Origin of the sequence: Campylobacter volucris (genome assembly GCF_008245045.1) — a bacterium.
In the GTDB taxonomy this organism is placed as follows: Bacteria; Campylobacterota; Campylobacteria; order Campylobacterales; family Campylobacteraceae; genus Campylobacter_D; species Campylobacter_D volucris.
In genome coordinates, this window is the sequence record NZ_CP043428.1 from 1,050,470 (window position 1) to 1,076,201 (window position 25,732).

The following is a 25,732-nucleotide window of genomic DNA, read 5'->3' on the forward strand; positions in this document are numbered from 1 at the left end:
TATATTTTAAAGATACTATAGAGGATATTGAAAGTCTTTATTAGCTTTATTTGTTTTTAAAAAATTAAATAAACATTAATAAGGATTTTCATGTCGATACATAATTTTTACACTTCATCAAACCCCACTAAGTTATTTTTTAAATGTGCATTGCCTAATATGGCTAGTGCAGCTTTTATATACCTTTATATAATTATTGATGGAATTTTTGTTGGTAGATATCTTGGAGTAGATGCTTTAGCAGCTATGAATTTAGTGATGCCTTTTATTATGATTAGTTTTGCATTAGCAGATATGATAGCCATAGGATCTTCTGTGCAAATTTCTATCAATCTAGGAAAAGGAAAAATAGAACAAGCAAGAAGAATTTTTTCTTTTTGTCTTTTATTGATTTTTATCATTTCATGTTTTATGGGAATTTTAGGCTTTTTTCTTGCAAATTCTTTAAGCAAACTCATGGGAGCAAGCGAACATATACAAATTTTATCCACTCAATATATGCAAATTTTTGCACTTTTTGCACCAGCTACTATGCTTTCTTTTGCACTTGATAATTACTTAAGAATTTGCGGAAAAACTTTTTATAGTATGATGGTAAATATCATCATAGCTTTAAGTAATATTATTTTAGATTGGCTTTTTATTGTAGTTTTTGGATGGGGACTTTTTTCAGCTGCATTAGCAACATGCATAGGTATGTTTTTGGGCACTATACTAGGTTTTATCCCATTTGTATTTAAAAATCTTATTTTAAAATTTAAAAAACCTCTGATAAATTTTAATATACTAAAAAGCATTCTTTATAATGGTTCTTCTGAATTTTTCTCAAATATTTCAAGTTCTATTTATACCATACTTGCTAATGCTATCTTGTTAAAAATAGCAGGTAACAATGCTTTAGCAGCATTTTCTATTATACTTTATTTAAGCACCTTTGTTTTTATACTTGTTATAGCAATGTGTGATGCGATGCAACCAGCTATAAGCTATAATTATGGGCACAAAAACCTAAAAAGAATTCAAGATATTTTCAAAAGAATGTTTTTTGCTTCTTTTTTCATCGGAATTTTTACATTTTTATGCGTTTATTTTTACAATGATTTTATCGTTGAAATTTTTAACAAAGACAATAATCAAGAATTTTTTCTCATAGCACAAAATGCACTTTTGATTTTTTCTTTTTCTTTTTTATTGAGTTGGTTTGGTAAATTTTGTGCTTCGTTTTTTACAGCACTAGATAAACCTTTACTTTCTTTGAGTATTTCAATCATACAAAGTCTAATTTTACCTTTTATATTTATTTATGCATTGTCTTATTTTTTTGGTTTAAATGGTATATGGGCAGCTTCTATAGTGAGTGAAATTTGTGTGGTTTTTATAGCTTATTTTATATTACGCAAAAGCTTTAAAAATCTAAACTTTTAGCCAAATTAATGCAAGAATTTAAATCTTGCTCTTGGCAAATATATAAATTTTTAAAATGTTTTAACTTTTTAGCTGTTTTCTCACCTATAACTACAATCTTATCTTCTGTTTTTAACTCATAAAAATTTAAGAAATTATCCACACTAGAAGGAGCACTGAAAACAAAAACAGCAGGATGATTTAAAGATATATTTTGAGAGTTTAGAGAAATATTTTCATACACTATTTTTTGAGTAAGATTTATATTAGAATTTAACAAAATTTCATCTAAACTAGAGCTAATTTTTTTTGCTCTTAGATATAGACATTTTTTATTTTTAAACTCATTTAAAAATTCATAAGCTAAATTTTCTCCATAAGCTTTACTTGGATATTTTACATTTTTAAAACCAAGTTCTTTGGCTAATTTTGCACTTTTAAATCCCACAGCATATAAATTAATATCCCAATTTATATTAGAATCGCTTTGCATTAAAGCTTTAAGAGCATTTTTGGAACTAATAATCAAACAATCAAATTCATACAAATTAACACAAAAATCACAAAATTTAATCTCGCTTAAAACAATATTTTCCACACCTATAAATTCTTGCGTTCCTATAAAATAAACCATATTTATAAACTCTCAAAAGCTTGTTTTAAATTAAATACACTTTTACTTGGATCTTTAGCATCCATAATAGCTCTAATTACAGCCACTCCATCTATAGCAATACCTTTAAGTAAAGAAATATTTGCATGATCAATACCACCAATTGCCACTACTGACAAAGGACTTAAATTTACAATCTCTTTTAAACCATCAATTCCAAGCACCATACATTCTTTCTTACTAGGAGTTGGAAAAACCGCACCAACTCCTATATAATCAGCTTTTTGTAAATTTACCAGCTCACTTTTATGATTAATTGTTAATCCTATTAATTTTTCATCTCCTAAAATTTGTCTAGCTATTTTTAAAGGTAAATCTTTTTGGCCAATATGAACTCCACTAGCATCCACTGCTAAAGCAATATCAATCCTATCATTAATTAAAAATGGAACTTTAAATTCATCACATAATCTTTTTACTTTTAATGCTAAATTATAAAATTCTAAAGTATTGAGTTCTTTTTCTCTAAGTTGGACTATATTCACTCCTGCTTTAAGTGCTTCTTTTACGATATTTAAAAATTTATCTTCGCTTTTTTGCTCTTTGCTTGCGACTAAATAAATTTTATATGAGTTCATATTTAGCCTTGTTTTTAATATCTTCATCATTAATATTGCTTAGTTCATCAAGCAAATTCATCCTAAAGCTCCCTGTGCCTTTGGAATTTATTTGTGCTAACTCACAAGCTATATTAAAACTAAGCATAGCATACAAGCTTGCTTGAAATTTATCTTCTATCACTCCAGCAAATACTCCACACACAGAAGCGCACATACAACCTGCTCCAGTAATTTTAGTAGCCATGATAGAACCATTATAAATTTTTGCAATTTTATCTTTTGAAATAATAAAATCAATCTCACCAGTTACTACTAAAATTCTATCAGTATTTTGAGTGTATTCTTGAGCTTTTTGTAAAAAATCATCATTGATTATAAAAGTATTATCTGTTCCTTTTGCTTTACCGTCTAAACCAATAATGCTTGCAATCTCTGAAGCATTTGCTTTAATAATGCTAATTTTATTTGATAATAATTTGCTATTAATCTCATTTCTTGCACAAGTAACACCCATTGCAACAGGATCAAGAATAATAGCTTTATTTAATTTTTCATAATAAGCTACACTTTCATACATTGCCTTAGCTACTCTTTCATTAATCGTGCCTGTATTTAAAACTAAACAATTAGAAATTTTAGAAAATTCTTTTTGTTCTTTGTCAAAATCAGCCATTATAGGACTAGCACCTAAAGCTATAGTAGCATTTGCACAATCATTTACTGTTACATAATTTGTTATATGATGGATTAAAGGTTTTATTTTTCTTATTTTTGCAATATACATTATTATTCCTTATCAAATTTAAAAAAATGATTTGTAGGGCCACAACCCTTGCCAAGTGCTAAAGAATTTAAAATAGCACCATAAACATATTCTTTAGCTAAAGCTATGGCTTGATATTTGTTTTTTCCAAGTGCTAAGTTACTTGCTATAGCAGAACTAAGCGTACATCCTGTGCCGTGAGTATTTTTAGTATCAATCTTTTCACCTTTAAAGATACTAAATTCTTTCCCATCATAAAAAACATCATTAGTATTTTCTTTACTATGACCACCTTTTATCAAAACACTTTTAGCACCATAATCAAAAAGTTTTAAAGCTGCTTTTTTCATATCTTCTTCATTATAAATTTTAAAATCACATAAAAATTCAGCCTCAGGGATATTTGGAGTGAGTACATCTGCTAATGAAAGAATTTCATCTTTAAAGAATTGACAATTTTCCAAAGGCATTAAAGCATAGCCGTTTTTAGCAAACATCACAGGATCAATTACTATATTTTCACATTTAAAATGAAGTAAATTTTCTTTTACACAACTTATAATCTCTTTAGAACCAAGCATACCAATTTTTACAGCTTTAGGGGTAATATCTTCATAAATTGCTAGCATTTGTTCATCTATAATTTTTTTAGGTATATCAAAACAAGAAATAACCCTAGTAGTATTTTCAGCTACCACGCTTAACACTACACTCATTCCAAACAAACCATGAGCACTAAAAGTTTTCAAATCAGCTTGCAATCCAGCTCCACCACTACAATCACTGCCTGCTATAGTAAGAATTGGAATTTTTGTTTTAGTTTGTGCTTGTATCATTTTTTATCCTTACATTTAAAATAAGGAATTTTTTGCAAGAAATTCAAAGTTTGCATTATCAAACTTCTCAAGGGTCGAAGCCAAACTTCCTCTCAGCAAAAAGCTCCCCAATAATTAAAAATTATACCTTAGTAATTTTAAATTATCCAAAACTATTGTTATAATTTTAAAAATATATATTTTAGGAAATTTAATGATTAAAATTGTTTTTGTATGTCTGGGAAACATTTGTCGATCACCTATGGCTGAATTTATTATGAAAGATATACTTCAAAAAGCAAATTTAAGACATCTTTTTAGCATATCTAGCGCAGGAACTTCAGGCTATCATGATGGAGAAGATATGCATCATAAAACCAAAGCCTTATTGAAAAGTAAAAATATCAAAGCTTGTGATTTTTGTAGTCAAAAATTAACACAAAAAATATGCGATGAAAATGATTATATCTTTGTAATGGATGATTCTAATTTTAAAGAAGTTGTTAAAAATTTTCCACAACACAAACATAAAATTCAAAAAATTACAAACTACACACCCAATTTAACATATACTGAAGTCCCTGATCCTTGGTATAGTGGAAATTTTGATGAAACTTATTTAATCCTTTCGCAAGCATGTGAAAATATATTCAATCTACTCAAAAAAGATTTTTAAATTTAAAAAGTATTTATTATTTTTTTTGATATAATTTTTACTTTTAAAAATTACTGAAAGGTTATTTAGATGAAAAGTATCAAGCTAAAAATTTCATTGATCTCTAATATAATAGCCATTGTGTGTCTTGTTATATTGGGTATTATCACTTTTATTTTCACCAAAGATGCTTTAAACCATGAGGTGGTTAAGGCTGAAATAAATTATGTAAAAACCGCTGAAAAATCTATGAAAGATTTTAAAAGCTATAATGTCCGTTCTTTGGAAAAATTAGCTCAAGCTGTTACAAGGTATTCTTACGAAGAATTAAATACTCAAGAAAAACTCATGCAAAATACTGGCAAAATTTTAAAGTCTTTTAGAGATGCAGGAAATTTCTTAGCAGTTTATATAGCACAAACTAATGGAGAACTAATCGTAAGCGATCCAGATAGTGATAGCAAAGGTTTAGAATATGGAATTTATGGCAAAGCAGATAATTACGATGCTACAACTAGAGAATTTTACATAGAAGCATTAAAAGCAAATGGTTTGTATATTACTGCTGCATATATTGATGCTACTACAGGATTGCCTTGCTTTACTTATGCTATGCCAATATATAAAAATAATAAATTAATTGGTATTTTAGCAATTGATGTTTTAGTAGATGATTTACAAAAAGAATTTAGCGAATTACCGGGCAATACTTTTGTTTTTGATAGAGAATATAATGTATTTGCTTCAACTGATAAAAAATTACTTGGAGAAAAAAATCCAGATATTACAACCATAGGCAAATCACATCAACAAATAGGAGATTATAATCTTTTTACTTATACTAATCAAAACAAAGAGGAAAAATTTGCTATTTGTGCTAAGATTGATGAATATACAATTTGTGCTAGTGAAGATTCTGAGCTTATAGAACTTCCTGCATTAAAAATTGCTTATATCCAAACAATTATAGTAGTTTTTACAAGTATTGCAAGCATCATCTTACTTTACTTTATCATATCTTATTACCTCTCCCCACTCCAAAAAATCCAATCAGGTCTTAACTCATTCTTTGACTTTATCAATCATAAAACCAAAGATTCTAATCTAATAGATGTTAAAACCAATGACGAATTTGGAGCTATAGCTAAAGCTATCAACGAAAACATCACTAAAACTAAAAATGCTTTAGAACAAGATGCTAAAGCAGTAGAACAATCAGTTGAAACAGCTAAAGAAATAGAACATGGTAATTTAACAGCAAGAATAACAGCTATTCCTGCTAATCCTCAATTAATAGAATTAAAAAACGTATTAAATAATATGCTTAGTGTATTAGAAGAAAAGGTTGGTTCTAATATGAATGAAATCAACCGTGTATTTGATAGCTATAAAGCATTAGACTTTACTACAGAAGTTGCTAATGCTAAAGGTGAAGTAGAAATTACTACTAATGTATTAGGTCAAGAAATAGTAAATATGCTAAGACAATCTTCTGAATTTGCTAATTTACTTGCTACTGAAAGTGGTAAATTACAAAGTGCTGTTAGAGAATTAACAGATTCTTCATCAAGCCAAGCTTCTTCTTTAGAAGAAACAGCTGCTGCTTTAGAAGAAATAACATCTTCTATGCAAAATGTTTCTTCTAAAACTAGTGAAGTAATTGCTCAAAGTGAAGAGATTAAAAATGTTACTTCTATTATTGGAGATATTGCTGATCAAATTAATCTACTTGCATTAAATGCTGCAATAGAAGCTGCAAGAGCTGGAGAACATGGTCGTGGATTTGCTGTTGTTGCTGATGAAGTTAGAAACCTAGCTGAAAGAACTCAAAAGTCTTTAGGTGAAATAGAAGCTAATACTAATATCTTAGTTCAATCTATTAATGAAATGGGTGAGAGTATTAAAGAACAAACTACAGGTATTACTCAAATAAATGATGCTGTAGCACAAATTGATCATGTAACACAAGAAAATCTTAAAATAGCTAAAGATAGTGCTGCAATATCTGAAAATGTAAATCAAATAGCTAATGATATATTAGAAGATGCTAAGAAGAAGAAGTTTTAGAATTTGAATTAAAACATTTTATAAGGAGAAATGAATGTTAAAAAATTTAAAATTAGGCAGTAAAATTTTGTTGATATTATCTAGTGCTATAGTCATTGGTATATCTATATTAGCTAGTTTGATAATTTTCCAAAGCTCAAAAACATTAAACATTGAAGCTAGTAAAATTTTAGTTAGTAGTGCCAATAGATATGCAAATGGCATACAAGGAATAACGCAAAATGTATATTCTGCATTATATACTTTTCAAGGGACTATAAAATCTATAACTAGTAATGATAAACCACTAGATATCAATGTTGCTAAAGCCTTTTTAGAAAGTACGTTAGATTCAAATTCTTGGACATCTTATGCTTATATGCATTTGTTAAATGGAACAAAATATTTTGGTGAAAAATCTGATTATTTTACTAATGATAAACAATTTTTATTATTATTAAAAGATGCTGCTCCAACTTCTCAAGGTGGGGTAACAGTATTAAAAGCTGATTCTAGTATTTTAAATTTTAGAGCTACAAAAGAAGCATTAAAAAGTAAAGATGCATATAGTGGTAGACCAAGAGATATTACGATAAATGGAGAAACACACTCTTTATTTAATATTACATTACCTCTTTTTGACTCTAATGGAAATATTATAGGTATTGTGGGAGCTTTAGTTCGTATTGATTTATTAAGAAAAGAACTAAATGATCCAAGTAAAAGTTTATTTGAGGGCGATCAAAGATTATTAATAGCTGATAATGGCTTGATAGCTTCAAGCCCTAAAAAAGAATACGTAGGAAAGATTATCACCCAAGTTAATCCTCATCCTAGTGCTAAGATTGTTTTAGATATGCAAAACAAAAAAGAAAATGGTTCGTTTATTTTTATACCTGCTTCATCTAATTTAGAAAACATAGCAAATATCATTAATTTTAACTTATGGGAAGGATCTAAGCAACATTGGTCTATAGTTACATTAGCACCAAAAACTTCTGTAGAAGCACCGCTTTATTCTTTAATATATATAATAATCATTGTATCTATTATAGTTTTATTAGCTATTATGTCTATTATTTATATTTTCATCAAAAAAGGTGTTGTTGAAAGAATTACAAAATTACAATCTACTTTGTTTAATTTCTTCAAATTTATCAATTTTGAGATTAAAGATGTTCGCATAGATAATTCTATTGTATCAAACGATGAACTAGGTGTTATGGCTAAAGCCATTAATGAAAACATCACTAAAACTAAAAATGCTTTAGAACAAGATGCTAAAGCAGTAGAACAATCAGTTGAAACAGCTAAAGAAATAGAACATGGTAATTTAACAGCAAGAATAACAGCTATTCCTGCTAATCCTCAATTAATAGAATTAAAAAACGTATTAAATAATATGCTTAGTGTATTAGAAGAAAAGGTTGGTTCTAATATGAATGAAATCAACCGTGTATTTGATAGCTATAAAGCATTAGACTTTACTACAGAAGTTGCTAATGCTAAAGGTGAAGTAGAAATTACTACTAATGTATTAGGTCAAGAAATAGTAAATATGCTAAGACAATCTTCTGAATTTGCTAATTTACTTGCTACTGAAAGTGGTAAATTACAAAGTGCTGTTAGAGAATTAACAGATTCTTCATCAAGCCAAGCTTCTTCTTTAGAAGAAACAGCTGCTGCTTTAGAAGAAATAACATCTTCTATGCAAAATGTTTCTTCTAAAACTAGTGAAGTAATTGCTCAAAGTGAAGAGATTAAAAATGTTACTTCTATTATTGGAGATATTGCTGATCAAATTAATCTATTAGCATTAAATGCTGCAATAGAAGCTGCAAGAGCTGGAGAACATGGTCGTGGATTTGCTGTTGTTGCTGATGAAGTTAGAAACCTAGCTGAAAGAACTCAAAAGTCTTTAGGTGAAATAGAAGCTAATACTAATATCTTAGTTCAATCTATTAATGAAATGGGTGAGAGTATTAAAGAACAAACTACAGGTATTACTCAAATAAATGATGCTGTAGCACAAATTGATCATGTAACACAAGAAAATCTTAAAATAGCTAAAGATAGTGCTGCAATATCTGAAAATGTAAATCAAATAGCTAATGATATATTAGAAGATGCTAAGAAGAAGAAGTTTTAGAATTTGAATTAAAACATTTTATAAGGAGAAATGAATGTTAAAAAATTTAAAATTAGGCAGTAAAATTTTGTTGATATTATCTAGTGCTATAGTCATTGGTATATCTATATTAGCTAGTTTGATAATTTTCCAAAGCTCAAAAACATTAAACATTGAAGCTAGTAAAATTTTAGTTAGTAGTGCCAATAGATATGCAAATGGCATACAAGGAATAACGCAAAATGTATATTCTGCATTATATACTTTTCAAGGGACTATAAAATCTATAACTAGTAATGATAAACCACTAGATATCAATGTTGCTAAAGCCTTTTTAGAAAGTACGTTAGATTCAAATTCTTGGACATCTTATGCTTATATGCATTTGTTAAATGGAACAAAATATTTTGGTGAAAAATCTGATTATTTTACTAATGATAAACAATTTTTATTATTATTAAAAGATGCTGCTCCAACTTCTCAAGGTGGGGTAACAGTATTAAAAGCTGATTCTAGTATTTTAAATTTTAGAGCTACAAAAGAAGCATTAAAAAGTAAAGATGCATATAGTGGTAGACCAAGAGATATTACGATAAATGGAGAAACACACTCTTTATTTAATATTACATTACCTCTTTTTGACTCTAATGGAAATATTATAGGTATTGTGGGAGCTTTAGTTCGTATTGATTTATTAAGAAAAGAACTAAATGATCCAAGTAAAAGTTTATTTGAGGGCGATCAAAGATTATTAATAGCTGATAATGGCTTGATAGCTTCAAGCCCTAAAAAAGAATACGTAGGAAAGATTATCACCCAAGTTAATCCTCATCCTAGTGCTAAGATTGTTTTAGATATGCAAAACAAAAAAGAAAATGGTTCGTTTATTTTTATACCTGCTTCATCTAATTTAGAAAACATAGCAAATATCATTAATTTTAACTTATGGGAAGGATCTAAGCAACATTGGTCTATAGTTACATTAGCACCAAAAACTTCTGTAGAAGCACCGCTTTATTCTTTAATATATATAATAATCATTGTATCTATTATAGTTTTATTAGCTATTATGTCTATTATTTATATTTTCATCAAAAAAGGTGTTGTTGAAAGAATTACAAAATTACAATCTACTTTGTTTAATTTCTTCAAATTTATCAATTTTGAGATTAAAGATGTTCGCATAGATAATTCTATTGTATCAAACGATGAACTAGGTGTTATGGCTAAAGCCATTAATGAAAACATCACTAAAACTAAAAATGCTTTAGAACAAGATGCTAAAGCAGTAGAACAATCAGTTGAAACAGCTAAAGAAATAGAACATGGTAATTTAACAGCAAGAATAACAGCTATTCCTGCTAATCCTCAATTAATAGAATTAAAAAACGTATTAAATAATATGCTTAGTGTATTAGAAGAAAAGGTTGGTTCTAATATGAATGAAATCAACCGTGTATTTGATAGCTATAAAGCATTAGACTTTACTACAGAAGTTGCTAATGCTAAAGGTGAAGTAGAAATTACTACTAATGTATTAGGTCAAGAAATAGTAAATATGCTAAGACAATCTTCTGAATTTGCTAATTTACTTGCTACTGAAAGTGGTAAATTACAAAGTGCTGTTAGAGAATTAACAGATTCTTCATCAAGCCAAGCTTCTTCTTTAGAAGAAACAGCTGCTGCTTTAGAAGAAATAACATCTTCTATGCAAAATGTTTCTTCTAAAACTAGTGAAGTAATTGCTCAAAGTGAAGAGATTAAAAATGTTACTTCTATTATTGGAGATATTGCTGATCAAATTAATCTACTTGCATTAAATGCTGCAATAGAAGCTGCAAGAGCTGGAGAACATGGTCGTGGATTTGCTGTTGTTGCTGATGAAGTTAGAAACCTAGCTGAAAGAACTCAAAAGTCTTTAGGTGAAATAGAAGCTAATACTAATATCTTAGTTCAATCTATTAATGAAATGGGTGAGAGTATTAAAGAACAAACTACAGGTATTACTCAAATTAATGATGCTGTAGCTCAAATTGATCATGTAACACAAGAAAATCTTAAAATAGCTAAAGATAGTGCTGCAATATCTGAAAATGTAAATCAAATAGCTAATGATATATTAGAAGATGCTAAGAAGAAGAAGTTTTAATAAAATAAAGCTTTAAATACTACAAAATAATAAAACAATAATTTAAGTCTATATAGATAATATATAGACTTAAAAGATATAAGCTTAAGAGGTTTTTTAAACTAAAACTTGTAAAACTTATAAAATCTATAATTAAAATTTATAGTATTATAGGTTTGTTATATGCGATGTTGAATTTGGTATAAGTAAAATAAACGATTAAAACATCAAAATTGATAGCTTATTAACTCTATAAATAAATAATTATTCAAGATGGGTTTGGTTAAATTTAACTAATTACATTAAACTATATATGTTTTTAAACATACACCATCTATTTTTAATTTGTAGTATTGGTTTAGGTTTTTAATCTCATCTACTAAAAATAAAATTTTCATATCAAACATATAAAATTCAGCTAATTTTGAAGCTATTTTAGCAAGATTTTTATCTTCAATCAAAGCATATTTTGCCTCTAGGGCATTTGAAAGTATTAACTCATCTTCATTTTGTACAAAAATTGCAAATTCAATATTTTCTTTTTTTGCCTTTTTGATATTTTCTTCATCAAATTTAAAACAATTGATACCATCTTTTACAAAATCACCATCTTGATAATGAAAAAATTTTTGCATATTAATTAATTCATGTCCAAATATAAGCATGTCACCCTTTCATTTGCAATATACAATAATTTCTAAAATTATCATTAAAAATTTTATAATTTTTAATTTGCCCTAACTCCTCATAGACTTGACTACCCTTGTAAAGCAAAAAAGTAGTATTTTCATCATAAAAACCTTGACAAAGCTCTATTAAAGGAGCAATATCCATTAATGCTCTAGAGCAAATAAGATCAACTTTAAATTTAGGGTAATTTTGCAATTTTTCTTTGATGATGTTTAAATTTAACAAACCAAGTTCAGTTTTAACCACTCTTAAAAATGAAGCTTTTTTTGCATTTGGTTCAAATAAAAAAAACTCACTCTCGTTTAATATACACGCTAAAAATACAGCTGGAAAACCTGCTCCACTGCCAACATCGATGATTTTTTTTGCAAAGTGTAAATCATAAAAATCTAAAATTTTAACACTATCTATAATGTTTTCATCGATATTTGCAAAATGAGTCAAGTTATGGATGCGATTAAATTTTTGCAAAATTTGTTTATATTGTTTGATTTTGCAAAAAAAATCATCATAAGATTTTTCTTTTAAAAAATTTAACCTTTGCTTATACTCATTCAATTTAAATGCCCCATTTGAGTGTGTTTGATTTGTAAATATTCTTTATTAAAACGATTTGCATCAATGAGTATTGGCACTCTTATATTAAGCTTGTCTTTTAAAGAATCAATTTTTTGAGGATTATTGGTTAATAAATTTACCTTAGTAATTTTATAATGATCTAGTATAAAATCGACTATTTCATAACTACGCTCGTCTGCTTTAAAGCCTAATTGATGATTTGCTTTTATAGTATCAAAACCCTTATCTTGCAAAGCATAAGCATTGATTTTATTAAATAATCCTATACCTCTGCCTTCTTGCCTTAAATAAATAACCATTCCTCCATGCTCTTGTATATACTTTAAAGAAAATTCAAGTTGCTCTCCACAATCACATTTTAAACTTTTTAGCACATCTCCTGTAAGACATTCTGAATGAATTCTAATATTTACTTCTTTATCAAAACTACCTTTAAAAATACAAATATGCTCTTTATCATTTTCTTTAAAACTTTGAATAAAAAATTCACCAAAATGCGTAGGAAGTTTGGCTATATCAGAAATTTGTATAGTCATTATCACTTACCTTTTTTTATAAAAAATATGTTAAAATCAAAAGAATTTTAACAAACAAAAAGGAAATTTATGTTTAAACGCTTTAGAAGATTAAGATCAAATGAAAATATTAGAGCTTTAGTCAGAGAAAATACCTTAAATATAAATGATTTAATCTATCCACTTTTTGTTGTTGATGGAAAAAATATCAAAAAAGAAATTTCTTCCATGCCTGATGTTTTTCAAATGAGCTTAGATGAAATTTTAAAAGAATGCGAAGAATTGGTTTTGCTAGGTATAAAAGCAATTATTTTATTTGGTGTTTTAGAAGATGATAAAAAAGATAGCTGTGGAAGTGATGCTTTAAGCGATGATGGGTTAATTGCAAGAAGCCTAAGAGAAATCAAAGCAAAATTTCCAAATTTAATCATCATTACCGATCTTTGCTTTTGTGAATATACAGACCATGGACATTGTGGGATTATAAATCCAAAAACTAAAAGCGTAGATAATGACTTAACTTTAGAAATTTCAGCCAAACAAGCTTTGATCCATGCTAAAAATGGTGCAGATATGATTGCACCAAGCGGTATGATGGATGGCATTGTTTATACTTTAAGAAAAACTTTGGATGAAAATGGTTATGAAAATTTACCAATTATGGCTTATTCTACTAAATTTGCTTCTGCTTATTATGGACCATTTAGAGAGGTGGCAAAATCTACTCCAAGCTATGGAGATAGAAAAACTTATCAAATGGATTTTGCTAATGCTAAAGAAGCATTATGTGAAAGCTTAGAAGATGAAAAACAAGGCGCAGATATTTTGATGGTAAAACCTGCACTTGCGTATTTAGATGTAGTAAAAGAACTTTCACAAAATTCAAAACTTCCAATTTGTGTGTATAATGTAAGCGGAGAATATGCATTATTAAAAGCTGGACAAAAAGCTGGAGTGATTGATTATGAAAAAATGATTTTTGAAACTATGCTTGCTTTTAAAAGAGCTGGTGCAAAACTTATCATCACTTATCATGCAAAAGAAATTGCAAAAATTTTGAGTCAAAAATAAAGGAAAAAATTGAATAATTTAGTTAAAAAAAATTCTCAAGAAATTATCGATGATTTATCAAAACAACTTGGTATAGAAAAATGCAAACAAACTATATTTCATCTTCAAAATATCAACGATAAAGAAAAAAAACTAACATTGCAAGATAATTACGAACAAAATTTAGAACCTTGGTTTATAATCGATGATAATGATGAAGTTAAAACCGTATTTTCAGTTCAAACTTTGATTGATTTTTTTCAAAAAGCCAAAGAAATTCAAAAACTCAATTTTGAATTAAGATTAGAAAAAGCTATTTATCAAAAAATTCCTATAGATTTTCACGATGTATGGGTTGTGGCTATGGATGAAATACGCAAACAAGTTGAAAATGGCATAAAAGAAGCAAATATAGATTTAGATCAACTCATCAAAGACATACATCTTAAACACCCAAATTTATTTTTAAACATGAAAGAAATGATACAAAAGGCAAAAACTCATGAAAGATTATAAAAATTTTGTAAAATACTCTAAAGCCGGACCAAGATATACTTCATATCCGACTGCTGTAGAATTTAATACTAATTTTAATTATGATGAATATTTACAAATTTTAAAAGATCAACAAGCGCCTTTGTCTTTGTATTTTCATCTACCTTTTTGTAGAAGTGCTTGTTATTTTTGCGGCTGTAATGTAATTTATACAGCCAAAGAAGAAAGCAAAGAAAGATATTTAGAGTATCTTTTTAAAGAGCTTGATTTGCTAGCTACCATTTTAAATACTAATAGAATAGTCGAACAAATGCATTTTGGTGGTGGAACTCCAACATTTTTTTCAGCCACGCAACTTGAAAAATTAATTTTAAAAATTAAAAGCATATTTTCCAATTTTAGCAAAACTAGCGAGATAAGTTGTGAGATAGATCCAAGATTTTTAAATGAAGAACAAGCCGATGTTTTAATTAGCAATGGTTTTAATCGTATTAGTTTTGGAGTGCAAGATTTTAACGAAAAAGTTCAAAAAGAAATTCATAGAATTCAACCCTTTGAGCTTACTAAAAATGCTGTAGATATGGTAAGAAAAAAAGGGGTTAATTCTGTTAATATGGATTTAATTTATGGTTTGCCTTATCAAGATTTAGAAAGCTTTAAGCAAACTTTGCAAAAAGCTCTTATAATTAATCCTGATAGACTTGCTATTTTTAATTACGCTCATGTACCTTGGCTTAAAAAAAATATGAGAAAATTTGACGAAGCTACTTTACCAACCCCTGATGTAAAACTTCAAATTTTAGAATTTTGTGAAAACTTTTTAACCCAAAATGGTTATAAGATGATAGGTATGGATCATTTTGCAAAGCCTCAAGATGAGCTTTTTAAAGCTTTAGAAAATCAAACTTTACATAGAAATTTCCAAGGCTATACTACAAAAGGTGGAACTGATTTAATTGGTATTGGTTTAACTAGCATTGGTGAAGGAAAAAAACACTATATGCAAAATTTTAAAGATATGAAAGATTATGAGAAAGCTATTGATGAGGGACGATTGCCTTGTGAAAGAGGTGTTATGCTTGATGAGGATGATGTCTTAAGAAAAGCAGTAATCATGGAGTTTATGAGTAATTTTACGCTAAATATAGAAAAAATTGAACAAAATTTTAAAATTAATTTTTTTGAATACTTCAAAGAAGATTTAGAGCAACTTAAAGATTTAAAGCAATTTGTAAATATAGATTCTAAATATATCAAAGTTAATGAGACAGGAATTTTATTAATTAGAAATATTGCAATGTGTTTTGATAAATATCTAAAAAAAATAAGCGAAGATAAGAAAGTATTTTCGAAAACGGTTTAAAATGCTAAATATTGATGAAATTTCAAATGCTTGTGTAAAATGCGGCAAATGCATACCAACTTGCACTATACACCAAATAAATCCCGATGAGAGTACATCTCCAAGAGGATTTTTAGATCTAATTAATGCTTATAATAATAAAGAATTAAATTTAGATGAAAATCTTAAAAAAACTTTAGAATCATGCTTTTTATGCACTAATTGTGTCGAAGTTTGCCCAAGTCATCTAAAAGTAGATAGCGCTATAGAAAAAGCTCGTTATGATATAGCTCAAAAATTTGGTATAGCTTGGTATAAAAAAATACTTTTTTTTCTTTTAAGAAATAGAAAAATCTTAGATTTACTTGCCAAATTTGGATATGTCTTTCAAAGTTGTGCTTTTAAGATAAATCATTTAAATGTAGGAATGAAGGCTAAATTTAATCTTCCTCTTATTAAAAAAGATAGATTATTGCCATCTTTAAACAAAAAAAGCTTTTTAAATTCACATAGTGATTTTATAGACAATCAAGGAAAACAAAATATAGGAGTTTTTATAGGATGTTTGGCTAATTATTCTTATACCAATACAGGCTTGGCTTTACTACAAATATGCAAACATCTAAAAATTAATGTGGATTTATTAAAAGAGCAAAAGTGCTGTGGGGCACCGCATTATTTTACAGGAGATTTTAAAAGTGTTGAAAAACTAGCCAAAAAAAATATCTTGTATTTTGAAGAAAAATTAAAAACGCTAGATTATATCATCGTTCCAGAAGCTACTTGCTCAGCGATGTTAAATGTTGATTATGAACATTTTTTTCATATGATTGATGATCAAGAATGGGCAAAAAGAGCTAAAATAGTATCATCAAAAATTTTACTTGCAACAAAATATTTTTACAAACATACCAATTTAGAAGAAATATTAAAAAATCAAAAAAATACTAATATAAACATCACTTATCATGATCCATGTCATGCTAGAAAAATGCAAGGTGTTTTTAAAGAACCAAGAGCCTTGCTTAAAAATAATTATATTTTTAAAGAACTACCTAATTCAAATGAATGCTGTGGTTTTGGCGGTATAAGTATGCAAATGGAAAATTATGACAAAGCTTTACAAGTTGGCATACAAAAGGCTAAAAATATAAAAAAAGTTGATGTTAAAATCATAAGTGCTGAGTGTTCAGCTTGTAGAATGCAAATTTCAAATTCTTTAGAACATGAAAAAATTGATACTAAATTTTTACATCCTTTAGAGCTAATAGCTCAAGCTTTGAAAAACTAATCTTTAGTTTTAATATCTTCTATATTAAACCTATTTTTTCTATTAATATTCTATTTTTTTCTATATCTTCGCTATTTTTTTTACATTCATTTTTAAGTATTTCTATATTTTGATATAAAATTTTGAGTTTTTTCTCATAACGATTAATCAGTAAAAAGACTATAAATAAAAGTAAAATTAAAACAAACCAACTTAAAAATTCCATCTTGTCTCCTTTTTAAATTATGTTAATATATTTTAACTTAAACTACAATTCTTTGTAAAAAAGGTGAAAGTTTGACTAAAATTTCATAATTGATGGTATTAAAAAATTTCGCCATATCGTTTGCATTTTCAATTACACAAACTTCATCGCCACAATCTTCACAAGAAAAATTATCCATAGACATTTTTCCAAGAATTTTTTTTCCATTTGGCAAAAAGAAGTCTTTTTTTCCATCATATCGAAACAAACCATCTCCATAGCCTAAATCATATGTAGCAATGTCCATTTCTTCTTTTGCAACAAACATTCCACCATAACCAACACTTTGAAATTTTTTAAGTTTTCTTTGACTAATTTTATTTGCCCATAAACTCAAAACTTTTTTTAAATTTTGATTAAAATAAGCATAGCCAAATTGCACAAGTCCTACTCTACAATACTCATCTTCAGCTAATTTTGCACTTCTAAATAAGGCTTCAGAATTATGAGAATGAAAAATGATATCTTTAGATTTTTCTTGTAAGATATTTTTTATCTTTTCTTTGACAATTTGAAAATTTTGTTTTTGCACATAATAACTTGCATCCAGCTCATCACTTCCAGCAAAATGCATCATAACACCTTGCAAACATAAGTTATTTTGTTCTATTTGAGATAAAACTTCTTCTAACTCGTGCATTAAAATACCATTTCGATGCATATTTGTATCAACAACTAGATGAATTTTTGTATTTGGTTTAAATTTAGTGATATCTTTTTTATCATTTAAAGCATAAATAAATTTTTCATTTTCATTCAAATTTGGAAGATGAGATAAAATCAAAATATTATCAAAAAAATCTTGCAACTCTAACGCTTCGTTTTCATTTTTTACCGCTATAAAATTAATGCCTTTAGCTCTTGCAATAGGAGCTAAAATTTTAGCTCCATGTCCATAAGCATTATCCTTAAAAACGCATATTACTTTACCATAAGATCCTGCCTTTGTGGCAATCAAATCAAGATTAAATTCATAAGCTTTACGATCTAATTTTATATAAGCCATTACTGCTCAGCTAAAATTTGCATTTTATCATCTTGCAATCTTACATAAATGACTTTGTTTCCTTTAAATTTATAATTTTTGGCGTTATAATCTTCATAAAAACCTATTCTAAAAATTTTCTCATTTTTTGCATTTGGATAAGGGCTGATACTTAAATCTGAGAATTTAATTACTTTTTTTTCATTTCTTGAAAAAATTCTCTCTTTTGTCTTTGCAAATTGTTCATATTTATGCTTATTATTGTGTTTAAAAACTTTTTGATCATAAAATGATAGATATTTTTTTATATCATTATTTTGCCAACTTTCTTTCCATGCAAATAAATTTGCAAGCAAAGTAGAAACTTCATCAATATTAGTTGTTATTTTATCCTTTTCTTCAGTCATAGCATAAGTTTTTCTATCTGCTACAAGCTTATTAAAATCTTCTAATAACTCATTATGGATTGCAATACAACCTCTAGTTTTATATGTATCAATACGAGTACCATCTAAAGGATAACCATGTATCCATATCCCACTACCTGTTTTGCCTAAAGTCTTATCTAAAACATTAGGATAAGTCGTAGCAAAAGCAAAAGGACCATAATATGGATCTCCAGGGTAAAATTTCTTCCCTAATTCATAAAAACCTATAGGAGTTTTTAAATCTCCTTCTATTTCTTTATCTCCTGCTAGGCCTGTTAAAACATCTTTTTGTATAAATTTTCTTTCTAACTTTCCATCATCGTAATAAAATACTCTAATGATTTTATCACCTTTGTTGGTCAAAACTATAGCTACATTATCATCATAATAACCCAAACTAACATTTTTATCTTTTAATTCTTTAGCCCAAAATTCTTTTGATGCTAACTCTTGCTCTAAAACCTTTTCTACAGCTTCTAAGCCTTCATTAAGATAAATTTTTGCAAGATTACTTGCATTTGCAAAAATAATAAAAAACACCAACGAAAATAAAACTCTAAGTAACAATTTCAACCTTTCTTTGATTATAAATTTAAAGGTGTAATTATAGTATTTTTACAATAAATATATTTTTAAATTTATTCAGTGTATAATGTTTTAAATACCAAAAATAAAGGAAAATAGTATGAAAAAAATTTTAGCACTTTGTATATTTAGTTCGTTTTTATTTGCAAATGATATTGTAATCAATAATCCTTATGTAAAACAAACTCCTCCAAATGCCAAAGCAACTGCGTTTTTTTTAGAAATTCAAAACAAATCTAACAAAGATATAAAACTCATAAAAGCTGATAACTCGCTAAGTGATACTACTGAAATTCACGATCATATCATGGAAAATGGCAAAAAAATGATGGTGCAAATTCCTCAAATAATCATCAAAGCAAATTCTAGTGCTATTTTGAAACCAGGTGGTATGCATATCATGGCTTTAAATCTTAAACAAAATGTCACAGAAAATACAAAAGCTAGTCTCACTCTTTATTTTGATGATAATACAACCATAAAATTGCAAGATATAAGTCCTAAAAAATAATGAAAAATTTATTTATATTTGCTCTAGCTATTATTTTGGCAATAGCTGGAGCTTATTTTTATAATAATCTAACAAACAATCCTTACAAAAAAAGAGAACTAATCACCACACTCACGCCATTACAATGTGATTTAAACACTCAAGAATGCCAATATAACCTTAATGGAAGAAAAGTTTTAGTATCTTTAAGTCCAAAACCGATTACTTCTATGAGTGAGCTTGATTTAAACATCAGCAATCTTGGTGATTTTGACAAACTCAACGCTAGAGTCTATGGACTTAATATGTATATGGGAGATATAGTACCAAATTTTAAAAAAATAAATAATTCTTATCATGCAAAATTGGTCTTAAGTTCATGCACTCTTGATACAATGCGTTTTAGAATTGAACTTTTTGATGATGAGAAACCACTCAATTTTTATTTTGATTTTGATGTAAAAAGGTAAAAAATGAAAAAAATGAAATTTTTCTTACTTATTTTTATCACAATCGGAGTTTTTTTTATCTCAAATCAATATTTTCAAAATAACAAATATAATTTTAATCTAAATTCTGAAAAGGGCTTACTAAGTCTTAAAGATTTTGCTGGCAAAAAGCTAATTGTATATTTTGGTTATACTTATTGTCCTGATGTATGTCCAACAGAGCTAGCTTTAATTGGAGATGTTTTAACTAAAATGGATGCAAAAAATGCACATGTTTTGTTTATCTCATTAGATCCAAATAGAGACAATAACATCACTCAAACTAGTCAATGGGTAAAATATTTTTACCCAAATTCTACTGCTTTAGTTGCAAAAAACGAAAATGAACTTCAAAATATCACAAAAAATTATGGGGTTGTTTATGAAAAAATACCTCTTCCAAATTCTGCTATGCAATATTCCATTGCTCATAGTGGTGAATTTTATCTTTTAGATGAAAATGGAAAATTTGTAAAAAAAATTAGTGATATTAGTTATGAAAATTTTTATAATGAGATTAAAAAATTTTTAAATGAGAAATGATTATTCATTTCTCAAAGTTTCTAAAATATTTACTTGGGTTGCTTTTTTAGCTGGATAATAAGATGACAAAGCAACGATAAAAATCGCACCAAAAATCGTTGATAGAAAATCAACCAAAGATAATTCTAGTGGTAATTTACTCATACCATATACATCACTGGGTAAAGAAATAATATCAAAATTTCCAAGCATATATAAAGCAATGGTTGCTAAAATCATTCCTGCTATAATTCCACTTCCTCCGATTAAAAATCCTAAAGAAAAAAAGGTTTTTTTGATTTCATTTTTGCTTACCCCTAAAGAAAGCAATAATGCTATCTCAGAGCGTCTATTCATAACTATCATCAACAAAGAACTAACTATATTTAAACTTGCAACTAAAATAATGAGCATCAAAACTATAAAAAGCGCTCTTTTTTCCAAAGCCAAAGCAGCAAAAAAATTGCCATTTTGCTCCCACCAACCTACGCTTAGATACTTAGCTCCTAAAAATTCTTCTATAGCTTTAATGTCTTCAAAAGGTTTTTTTGAAAATACATGCAATCCATCATATACACCTTTTGGATAAGATAAAATTTTTGCTAAAGAATTAATATCTACATACATATAAGCTTTATCATAAGCAAGCAAACCAGAAGAAAAAGAAGCTTTAACATCAAAACGCTTTACTTGTGGAATTAAAGACAAACCACTCGCATTTAAATGAGAAAAAATTAATGTTATTTTATCATCAAATGTAAGATCAAATTCAGTTTTTAAACCATTGCCAATTAATATATCAAAATTTTGAAGAGTTTTATTTTGCAATGCTTGATTTATCACATCATTGATTTTTTTCTCATCATCAAAATTAACTCCAAAAAGCACTCCACCTTCTAACTTAAAATCATTTCTAGCAATCACTTGAGTGCTGATATAAGGACTAAATAACAAATTTGGAAATTTATTTTTCAAATCTTGCAATAACTTCTCATCAACACTGGCTCCAAAACGAGGTAAAATCGATATTGGATAATTCATAGTAAAAAGTTTTCTTTCAAACTCTTTATCAAAACCATTCATAATAGCCATAGCAACCAAAAGAACACACAAACCTATACTTACACCCAAAAAAGCCAAAATTTTTGATAGCATTATAAATGGCTGATCTTTGTCAAAACGCAAATATTTAAATAATAAATACCTAGGAATACTTTTATTCATTTTACAACTTTGTTTTTATTTATTTTATCCTTAAAGTGATAAAATTTAACTTTGTATTATTTTAGATAATATATAAAAAAACTATTGTTATTAAATTCGACTATAAATCTTAAGGGTAAAATTCTCACATAAGTTTCACTATGGGTTATAGCTAAATTGGTTTGAGTAAAATCTTTTACATCAATTTTAAAATTTAAAAAACAATCAATCAAATCACTTTTTCTTGAATTTAAAAAATTAAATTTATCCATCTTACTCATTTTATCTTCGTCAATATTGCCAAAATTATCACGAGGTAATAATGCAAAATCTTTATCATTATAAGGAATTTCACATGCGTATTCTAATTGTTTTTTCTTGCTTTTAGTCATAGCAATGGAAATAGTTTCATTTTGATGAAAAAGGATTAAATTTTTATTAGAAAGTTCTGCCCAAAATATAAACTCATCTTGGGCAAATACTTTAAAAGATAAGAAGATTAATAAGCAAATAATTCTTTCCACTTGTCTGCGTCGATTTTTAATTCCACATTTACTCTATAAAGTCCATCTTTAAAATCTTGATCAACCACACTAGCGTTTTTAATCAAACCATTTACTTGAGCTGTAATGGTTGAACTTTTAAGCATAGCATCTTTTACTGTGTCTTTACCATTGATTCTTACACCATATAGCTTACTAGCTAATTGTCTATAAGCATCTGTAATCGCTGCTCTTTTAGCTAATGCTAAAGCTTGACCAACTGAAACAGTATTAAGCGGAGCTATACCCTCTCCTACTGCAGTAAAAGTTAAATCATTATCCGTACTTGTATCATTTGCAAGCATTTTTTCTTCTCTAATGATACTACGAACATCCTCTTTGTCAACCTTTTGCACTACAACATCATTAGAAGTAGTACCAGCTTGAGCTTGATTAGCACTTAAAGCCCTTTGATCTAGCGCACACGCACTAAAACCTAAAGCCACACAAAACATAAAAACAATTTTTTTCATTTTAAACACCTTCAATTTATATTGATTTTATCAAAATAGCAAAAAGCATTCCAAGAATTTTACTATTCTAAATTTAAATCTACATTAGTATCATTTTCTAAGCCATCCTCTTCTTCTTTAGGACACTTAGCAATGCTTACAACCTCATCATTTTCAACATTTACCACTATAACTCCACTAGTATTTCTTCCTGCTTTTCTAATACTTTGCATATCAACTCGTATCATTTTTCCACTACTGGTTAAAGCCATTAAATCCATACTTTCATCAACAATAACAACGCTAATTAACTCCTTGGTTTTTGGTGTAAGCTTCATACAAATAACGCCTTTTCCACCTCTACTTTGGAGTCTATATTCTCCAGCATTAGTGCGTTTTCCTATACCTTTTGCGCTAACGCTTAAAATTTCTTGTTCATCATTTTCTATGACAACCGCACCTACTAATTCGTCATTTTTTTCTTTAAATTTAATAGCCGTTACACCTCTACTAACACGACCTATCTCTCTTACCTTAGCTAGTGGGAATTTAATACACATACCTTTTTTAGTAACAGCAAAAAGCATTTTGCCTTTTGTGTTTTCTTCTACATTTTCATCATCTAAAATCTCATTTTCATCAGCTTGAGAATTTAGCATTTCATTTTCATCTCTTGAAACAATTATAGCAGTTACTAATTCATCATTTTCATCTAAATTTATAGCTCTTACACCTACGCTTCTAATATTTTGATATTCACTTAAATTTGTGCGTTTTACGATACCATTTTTTGTAAAAAAGCATAAAGATTTATTTTCATCAAAATCAGTTGTAGGAATGATTGCCATAATTTTTTCATCAGCTTGTAAATTGATAAGATTCACCACAGCTTTACCTTTGGCCGTTCTACTTCCTTCTGGAATTTTATATACTTTGAGCCAATAAAGCTGTCCGCGATCTGTTACAAACATCAAAGTATCATGAGTATTTGCTGTAAAGAAATTTTCTATAAAATCATCATCGTATGTAGTTACTGCTACCTTACCCTTGCCACCGCGTTTTTGCTTTTCATATTGCTTACTTGGAACGCGTTTTATGTATCCGCGATGAGTTATAGTTACTACCATATTTTCATTAGGTATTAGATCTTCAATATCTATATCATCATAATCATCTTCTATTTGAGTGATTCTTGGAACATCAAATTTAGCTTTGATTTCTTTTAGCTCATCTTTAATTAAATTTTCAAGTAAAGTTTCGCTTTTTAAAATTTGATCAAGTCTTTGAATTTCAGCTAATAATTCTTTTAATTCATTATCTATTTTTTCTCTTTCAAGTCCTGTTAAACGACCTAACTTCATATCTAATATAGCATTTGATTGAAGCTCACTAAGGCCAAATTTTTCCATCAATAAATTTTTTGCAGTAGGATTATCAGGCGAATTTTTAATCAAAGCTATAACTTCATCTATGTTATCTAAGGCTATTTTTAAACCTTCTAAAATATGAGCTCTAGCTCTAGCTTTTTGAAGCTCATATATAGTTCTTCTTATGATAACTGTTTTTCTATGACTCAAGAATAAATTTAAAAGTTCAATTAAGGAAAATATTTTTGGTTCTTTATTGTGTATAGCAAGCATTATCACACCAAAAGTGCTTTCCATGGTAGTTGATTTAAATAAATTATTTAAAACAATCTCGCTCATAGCATCGCGTTTTAATTCTATAACTACCCTTATGCCTTCTCTATCACTCTCATCTCTTATTTCTGAAATTCCTTCTATTTGTTTTTCTTTTACCAAATCAGCAATTTGTTCTATAAGTCTTGCTTTATTGGTTTGATAAGGAAGTTCATCTATAACTATTATATCTTTATTTACTCTTTTTTCAATATGTGTTTTCGCTCTTACCTTAACCCTACCCCTACCAGTACGATAAGCTTCTATTATGCCTTTTTTACCATATATAATCCCGCCAGTTGGAAAATCAGGACCTTTTATAAATTGCATAATTTCTTCTAGTGAGCATTCTTTATTATCAATCAAATATAAAAGACCATCTATAAGTTCATTTAAACTATGTGGTGGAATATTTGTAGCCATACCCACAGCTATACCGCTTGAGCCATTAAGTAATAAATTTGGAACTCTAGCAGGTAAAACATCTGGCTCACTCATAGAATCATCATAGTTTGGAACAAAATCAACCGTATCCTTATCAATATCACGCAACAACTCTTCAGCCAAAATAGTCATTCTAGCTTCAGTATAACGCATAGCAGCAGCGCCATCCCCATCTATAGAGCCAAAGTTTCCTTGCCCATCAACACTTGGATAACGCATAGAAAAATCTTGAGCCATTCTTACCAAAGCATCATATACAGCAACATCTCCATGTGGATGATACTTACCTATAACATCCCCTACTATACGAGCTGATTTTTTATATGCACTACGACTTCCAACACCTAAATCATTCATAGCATATAAAATTCTTCTATGAACAGGCTTCAGACCATCTCTAGCATCAGGTAGAGCACGCCCAATAATAACACTCATAGAATAATCTAAATAGCTACTTTTTATCGAGCTTTCTATGTCTATATCTTCAATATCTAAATCTTTAGTAAAAATATTTTCCATAAAAATCCTTAAAACTG

General features: G+C 28.0%; 26 protein-coding genes and 1 pseudogene. 13 read left to right on the forward strand and 14 right to left on the reverse strand.

Annotation, left to right across the window (positions count from 1 at the left end):
• The first annotated feature begins 90 nt into the window (after positions 1-90).
• Positions 91-1,425: an MATE family efflux transporter gene (locus CVOLT_RS05530; RefSeq protein WP_132038000.1), complete on the forward strand. Its 1,335-nt coding sequence runs from the start codon at positions 91-93 to the stop codon at positions 1,423-1,425.
• Here CVOLT_RS05530 and CVOLT_RS05535 read toward each other — a convergent pair.
• From CVOLT_RS05535 to thiD, 4 genes are read right to left on the reverse strand one after another with little or no spacing between them, the layout of a single operon-like run.
• Positions 1,406-2,038, reverse strand: a complete 633-nt coding sequence (locus CVOLT_RS05535) for a uroporphyrinogen-III synthase (RefSeq protein ID WP_039665822.1) — start codon at positions 2,036-2,038, stop codon at positions 1,406-1,408. The genes CVOLT_RS05530 and CVOLT_RS05535 overlap by 20 nt on opposite strands.
• Before the next feature lie 2 nt (positions 2,039-2,040).
• On the reverse strand, positions 2,041-2,655 hold the full coding sequence (gene thiE, locus CVOLT_RS05540; protein ID WP_039665823.1) for a thiamine phosphate synthase: 615 nt from the start codon (positions 2,653-2,655) through the stop codon (positions 2,041-2,043).
• Positions 2,642-3,421 carry a hydroxyethylthiazole kinase gene (thiM, locus tag CVOLT_RS05545; protein WP_039665824.1) on the reverse strand — a complete coding sequence of 260 codons (780 nt, stop codon included), beginning with the start codon at positions 3,419-3,421 and terminating at the stop codon, positions 2,642-2,644. The genes thiE and thiM overlap by 14 nt, the downstream gene beginning before the upstream one ends.
• 2 nt (positions 3,422-3,423) lie before the next feature.
• Positions 3,424-4,236, reverse strand: coding sequence for a bifunctional hydroxymethylpyrimidine kinase/phosphomethylpyrimidine kinase (gene thiD / locus CVOLT_RS05550; protein ID WP_132037998.1), 813 nt, complete (start codon positions 4,234-4,236; stop codon positions 3,424-3,426).
• A 193-nt stretch (positions 4,237-4,429) separates the two neighbouring features.
• Here thiD and CVOLT_RS05555 point away from each other — a divergent pair, with 193 nt between their 5' ends.
• From CVOLT_RS05555 to CVOLT_RS08240, 5 genes and pseudogenes are all read left to right on the forward strand, one after another.
• Positions 4,430-4,891, forward strand: coding sequence for a low molecular weight protein-tyrosine-phosphatase (locus CVOLT_RS05555; RefSeq protein WP_039665825.1), 462 nt, complete (start codon positions 4,430-4,432; stop codon positions 4,889-4,891).
• 327 nt (positions 4,892-5,218) lie between these two features.
• A pseudogene (locus tag CVOLT_RS08320) lies at positions 5,219-5,494 on the forward strand (PDC sensor domain-containing protein); the annotation flags it as partial.
• Positions 5,483-6,937, forward strand: coding sequence for a methyl-accepting chemotaxis protein (locus tag CVOLT_RS08230; protein WP_496109368.1), 1,455 nt, complete (start codon positions 5,483-5,485; stop codon positions 6,935-6,937). The pseudogene CVOLT_RS08320 and the gene CVOLT_RS08230, both read left to right, overlap by 12 nt.
• Before the next feature lie 1,687 nt (positions 6,938-8,624).
• Positions 8,625-9,065, forward strand: coding sequence for a methyl-accepting chemotaxis protein (locus CVOLT_RS08235; protein ID WP_417903403.1), 441 nt, complete (start codon positions 8,625-8,627; stop codon positions 9,063-9,065).
• Positions 9,066-10,752: 1,687 nt separating this feature from the next.
• Positions 10,753-11,193, forward strand: a complete 441-nt coding sequence (locus CVOLT_RS08240) for a methyl-accepting chemotaxis protein (protein WP_417903403.1) — start codon at positions 10,753-10,755, stop codon at positions 11,191-11,193.
• Positions 11,194-11,474: 281 nt separating this feature from the next.
• Here the strand turns inward: CVOLT_RS08240 and CVOLT_RS05575 are convergent, their stop codons facing one another.
• Genes CVOLT_RS05575 through ribA form a run of 3 tightly spaced genes read right to left on the reverse strand, consistent with a single transcriptional unit; the run spans position 11,475 to position 12,977 of the window.
• Positions 11,475-11,837 carry a hypothetical protein gene (locus CVOLT_RS05575; RefSeq protein ID WP_039665828.1) on the reverse strand — a complete coding sequence of 121 codons (363 nt, stop codon included), beginning with the start codon at positions 11,835-11,837 and terminating at the stop codon, positions 11,475-11,477.
• A gap of 1 nt (position 11,838) precedes the next feature.
• Complete coding sequence (rsmG, locus tag CVOLT_RS05580; RefSeq protein ID WP_039665829.1) at positions 11,839-12,420, reverse strand: 16S rRNA (guanine(527)-N(7))-methyltransferase RsmG; 582 nt, start codon at positions 12,418-12,420, stop codon at positions 11,839-11,841.
• A complete protein-coding gene (ribA, locus tag CVOLT_RS05585) occupies positions 12,417-12,977 on the reverse strand; it encodes a GTP cyclohydrolase II (protein WP_039665830.1) in 561 nt (186 codons plus the stop codon). The genes rsmG and ribA overlap by 4 nt, the downstream gene beginning before the upstream one ends.
• Before the next feature lie 69 nt (positions 12,978-13,046).
• Between ribA and hemB the strand changes: the two genes are divergently transcribed.
• From hemB to CVOLT_RS05605, 4 genes are read left to right on the forward strand one after another with little or no spacing between them, the layout of a single operon-like run.
• Positions 13,047-14,027 (forward strand): porphobilinogen synthase, encoded by a 981-nt coding sequence (gene hemB / locus CVOLT_RS05590; RefSeq protein ID WP_039665831.1) that lies wholly within the window; start codon positions 13,047-13,049, stop codon positions 14,025-14,027.
• 9 nt (positions 14,028-14,036) lie between these two features.
• Entirely contained in the window at positions 14,037-14,522 is a 486-nt protein-coding gene (locus CVOLT_RS05595; RefSeq protein WP_039665832.1) for a DUF2603 domain-containing protein, read from the forward strand.
• Complete coding sequence (gene hemN, locus CVOLT_RS05600; RefSeq protein WP_039665833.1) at positions 14,509-15,864, forward strand: oxygen-independent coproporphyrinogen III oxidase; 1,356 nt, start codon at positions 14,509-14,511, stop codon at positions 15,862-15,864. The genes CVOLT_RS05595 and hemN overlap by 14 nt, the downstream gene beginning before the upstream one ends.
• 1 nt (position 15,865) lies before the next feature.
• Entirely contained in the window at positions 15,866-17,134 is a 1,269-nt protein-coding gene (locus CVOLT_RS05605) for an anaerobic glycerol-3-phosphate dehydrogenase (RefSeq protein ID WP_039665834.1), read from the forward strand.
• Between the two features lie 19 nt (positions 17,135-17,153).
• On the opposite strand, the gene CVOLT_RS05610 is transcribed toward CVOLT_RS05605, so the two are convergent.
• Genes CVOLT_RS05610 through CVOLT_RS05620 form a run of 3 tightly spaced genes read right to left on the reverse strand, consistent with a single transcriptional unit; the run spans position 17,154 to position 19,358 of the window.
• Positions 17,154-17,339, reverse strand: a complete 186-nt coding sequence (locus CVOLT_RS05610) for a hypothetical protein (protein WP_039665835.1) — start codon at positions 17,337-17,339, stop codon at positions 17,154-17,156.
• A 37-nt stretch (positions 17,340-17,376) separates the two neighbouring features.
• Positions 17,377-18,384 carry an alanine racemase gene (locus CVOLT_RS05615; protein ID WP_039665836.1) on the reverse strand — a complete coding sequence of 336 codons (1,008 nt, stop codon included), beginning with the start codon at positions 18,382-18,384 and terminating at the stop codon, positions 17,377-17,379.
• Complete coding sequence (locus CVOLT_RS05620; RefSeq protein WP_052243179.1) at positions 18,384-19,358, reverse strand: L,D-transpeptidase family protein; 975 nt, start codon at positions 19,356-19,358, stop codon at positions 18,384-18,386. Before CVOLT_RS05620 ends, CVOLT_RS05615 begins: the two co-directional genes overlap by 1 nt.
• 118 nt (positions 19,359-19,476) lie before the next feature.
• Here CVOLT_RS05620 and CVOLT_RS05625 point away from each other — a divergent pair, with 118 nt between their 5' ends.
• From CVOLT_RS05625 to CVOLT_RS05635, 3 genes are read left to right on the forward strand one after another with little or no spacing between them, the layout of a single operon-like run.
• Entirely contained in the window at positions 19,477-19,887 is a 411-nt protein-coding gene (locus CVOLT_RS05625; RefSeq protein ID WP_039665837.1) for a copper chaperone PCu(A)C, read from the forward strand.
• Complete coding sequence (locus tag CVOLT_RS05630) at positions 19,887-20,336, forward strand: hypothetical protein (protein WP_052243180.1); 450 nt, start codon at positions 19,887-19,889, stop codon at positions 20,334-20,336. Before CVOLT_RS05625 ends, CVOLT_RS05630 begins: the two co-directional genes overlap by 1 nt.
• A 3-nt stretch (positions 20,337-20,339) precedes the next feature.
• Complete coding sequence (locus tag CVOLT_RS05635; protein WP_039665839.1) at positions 20,340-20,897, forward strand: cytochrome oxidase biogenesis protein, Sco1/SenC/PrrC family; 558 nt, start codon at positions 20,340-20,342, stop codon at positions 20,895-20,897.
• Here the strand turns inward: CVOLT_RS05635 and CVOLT_RS05640 are convergent, their stop codons facing one another.
• The 4 genes from CVOLT_RS05640 to gyrA form a co-directional block, all read right to left on the reverse strand.
• Positions 20,898-22,100 (reverse strand): ABC transporter permease, encoded by a 1,203-nt coding sequence (locus CVOLT_RS05640; RefSeq protein WP_039665840.1) that lies wholly within the window; start codon positions 22,098-22,100, stop codon positions 20,898-20,900. It abuts the gene before it with no gap.
• Between the two features lie 56 nt (positions 22,101-22,156).
• The gene (locus CVOLT_RS05645; protein WP_039665841.1) at positions 22,157-22,603 is read right to left on the reverse strand and encodes a hypothetical protein; all 447 of its coding nucleotides are present in this window, start codon (positions 22,601-22,603) and stop codon (positions 22,157-22,159) included.
• The gene (locus CVOLT_RS05650) at positions 22,579-23,094 is read right to left on the reverse strand and encodes an LPP20 family lipoprotein (protein WP_039665842.1); all 516 of its coding nucleotides are present in this window, start codon (positions 23,092-23,094) and stop codon (positions 22,579-22,581) included. Before CVOLT_RS05650 ends, CVOLT_RS05645 begins: the two co-directional genes overlap by 25 nt.
• Before the next feature lie 62 nt (positions 23,095-23,156).
• Complete coding sequence (gene gyrA, locus CVOLT_RS05655) at positions 23,157-25,715, reverse strand: DNA gyrase subunit A (protein ID WP_039665843.1); 2,559 nt, start codon at positions 25,713-25,715, stop codon at positions 23,157-23,159.
• Between the last annotated feature and the right edge of the window lie 17 nt (positions 25,716-25,732).

What these genes read in the sequence shown, in the direction of transcription:
- CVOLT_RS05610 (WP_039665835.1), bottom strand. Translation starts at nt 17,339, where the DNA reads ATGGAATTTTTAAGTTGGTTTGTTTTAATTTTACTTTTATTTATAGTC.
- CVOLT_RS05625 (WP_039665837.1), top strand. Translation starts at nt 19,477, where the DNA reads ATGAAAAAAATTTTAGCACTTTGTATATTTAGTTCGTTTTTATTTGCA.
- CVOLT_RS05605 (WP_039665834.1), top strand. Translation starts at nt 15,866, where the DNA reads ATGCTAAATATTGATGAAATTTCAAATGCTTGTGTAAAATGCGGCAAA.
- CVOLT_RS08235 (WP_417903403.1), top strand. Translation starts at nt 8,625, where the DNA reads ATGCAAAATGTTTCTTCTAAAACTAGTGAAGTAATTGCTCAAAGTGAA.
- CVOLT_RS05530 (WP_132038000.1), top strand. Translation starts at nt 91, where the DNA reads ATGTCGATACATAATTTTTACACTTCATCAAACCCCACTAAGTTATTT.
- CVOLT_RS05575 (WP_039665828.1), bottom strand. Translation starts at nt 11,837, where the DNA reads ATGCTTATATTTGGACATGAATTAATTAATATGCAAAAATTTTTTCAT.
- CVOLT_RS05535 (WP_039665822.1), bottom strand. Translation starts at nt 2,038, where the DNA reads ATGGTTTATTTTATAGGAACGCAAGAATTTATAGGTGTGGAAAATATT.
- CVOLT_RS05635 (WP_039665839.1), top strand. Translation starts at nt 20,340, where the DNA reads ATGAAAAAAATGAAATTTTTCTTACTTATTTTTATCACAATCGGAGTT.
- thiD (WP_132037998.1), bottom strand. Translation starts at nt 4,236, where the DNA reads ATGATACAAGCACAAACTAAAACAAAAATTCCAATTCTTACTATAGCA.
- CVOLT_RS08230 (WP_496109368.1), top strand. Translation starts at nt 5,483, where the DNA reads ATGCCAATATATAAAAATAATAAATTAATTGGTATTTTAGCAATTGAT.
- CVOLT_RS05555 (WP_039665825.1), top strand. Translation starts at nt 4,430, where the DNA reads ATGATTAAAATTGTTTTTGTATGTCTGGGAAACATTTGTCGATCACCT.
- CVOLT_RS05630 (WP_052243180.1), top strand. Translation starts at nt 19,887, where the DNA reads ATGAAAAATTTATTTATATTTGCTCTAGCTATTATTTTGGCAATAGCT.
- CVOLT_RS05640 (WP_039665840.1), bottom strand. Translation starts at nt 22,100, where the DNA reads ATGAATAAAAGTATTCCTAGGTATTTATTATTTAAATATTTGCGTTTT.
- gyrA (WP_039665843.1), bottom strand. Translation starts at nt 25,715, where the DNA reads ATGGAAAATATTTTTACTAAAGATTTAGATATTGAAGATATAGACATA.
- ribA (WP_039665830.1), bottom strand. Translation starts at nt 12,977, where the DNA reads ATGACTATACAAATTTCTGATATAGCCAAACTTCCTACGCATTTTGGT.
- CVOLT_RS05650 (WP_039665842.1), bottom strand. Translation starts at nt 23,094, where the DNA reads ATGAAAAAAATTGTTTTTATGTTTTGTGTGGCTTTAGGTTTTAGTGCG.
- thiM (WP_039665824.1), bottom strand. Translation starts at nt 3,421, where the DNA reads ATGTATATTGCAAAAATAAGAAAAATAAAACCTTTAATCCATCATATA.
- hemN (WP_039665833.1), top strand. Translation starts at nt 14,509, where the DNA reads ATGAAAGATTATAAAAATTTTGTAAAATACTCTAAAGCCGGACCAAGA.
- thiE (WP_039665823.1), bottom strand. Translation starts at nt 2,655, where the DNA reads ATGAACTCATATAAAATTTATTTAGTCGCAAGCAAAGAGCAAAAAAGC.
- hemB (WP_039665831.1), top strand. Translation starts at nt 13,047, where the DNA reads ATGTTTAAACGCTTTAGAAGATTAAGATCAAATGAAAATATTAGAGCT.
- CVOLT_RS05615 (WP_039665836.1), bottom strand. Translation starts at nt 18,384, where the DNA reads ATGGCTTATATAAAATTAGATCGTAAAGCTTATGAATTTAATCTTGAT.
- CVOLT_RS08240 (WP_417903403.1), top strand. Translation starts at nt 10,753, where the DNA reads ATGCAAAATGTTTCTTCTAAAACTAGTGAAGTAATTGCTCAAAGTGAA.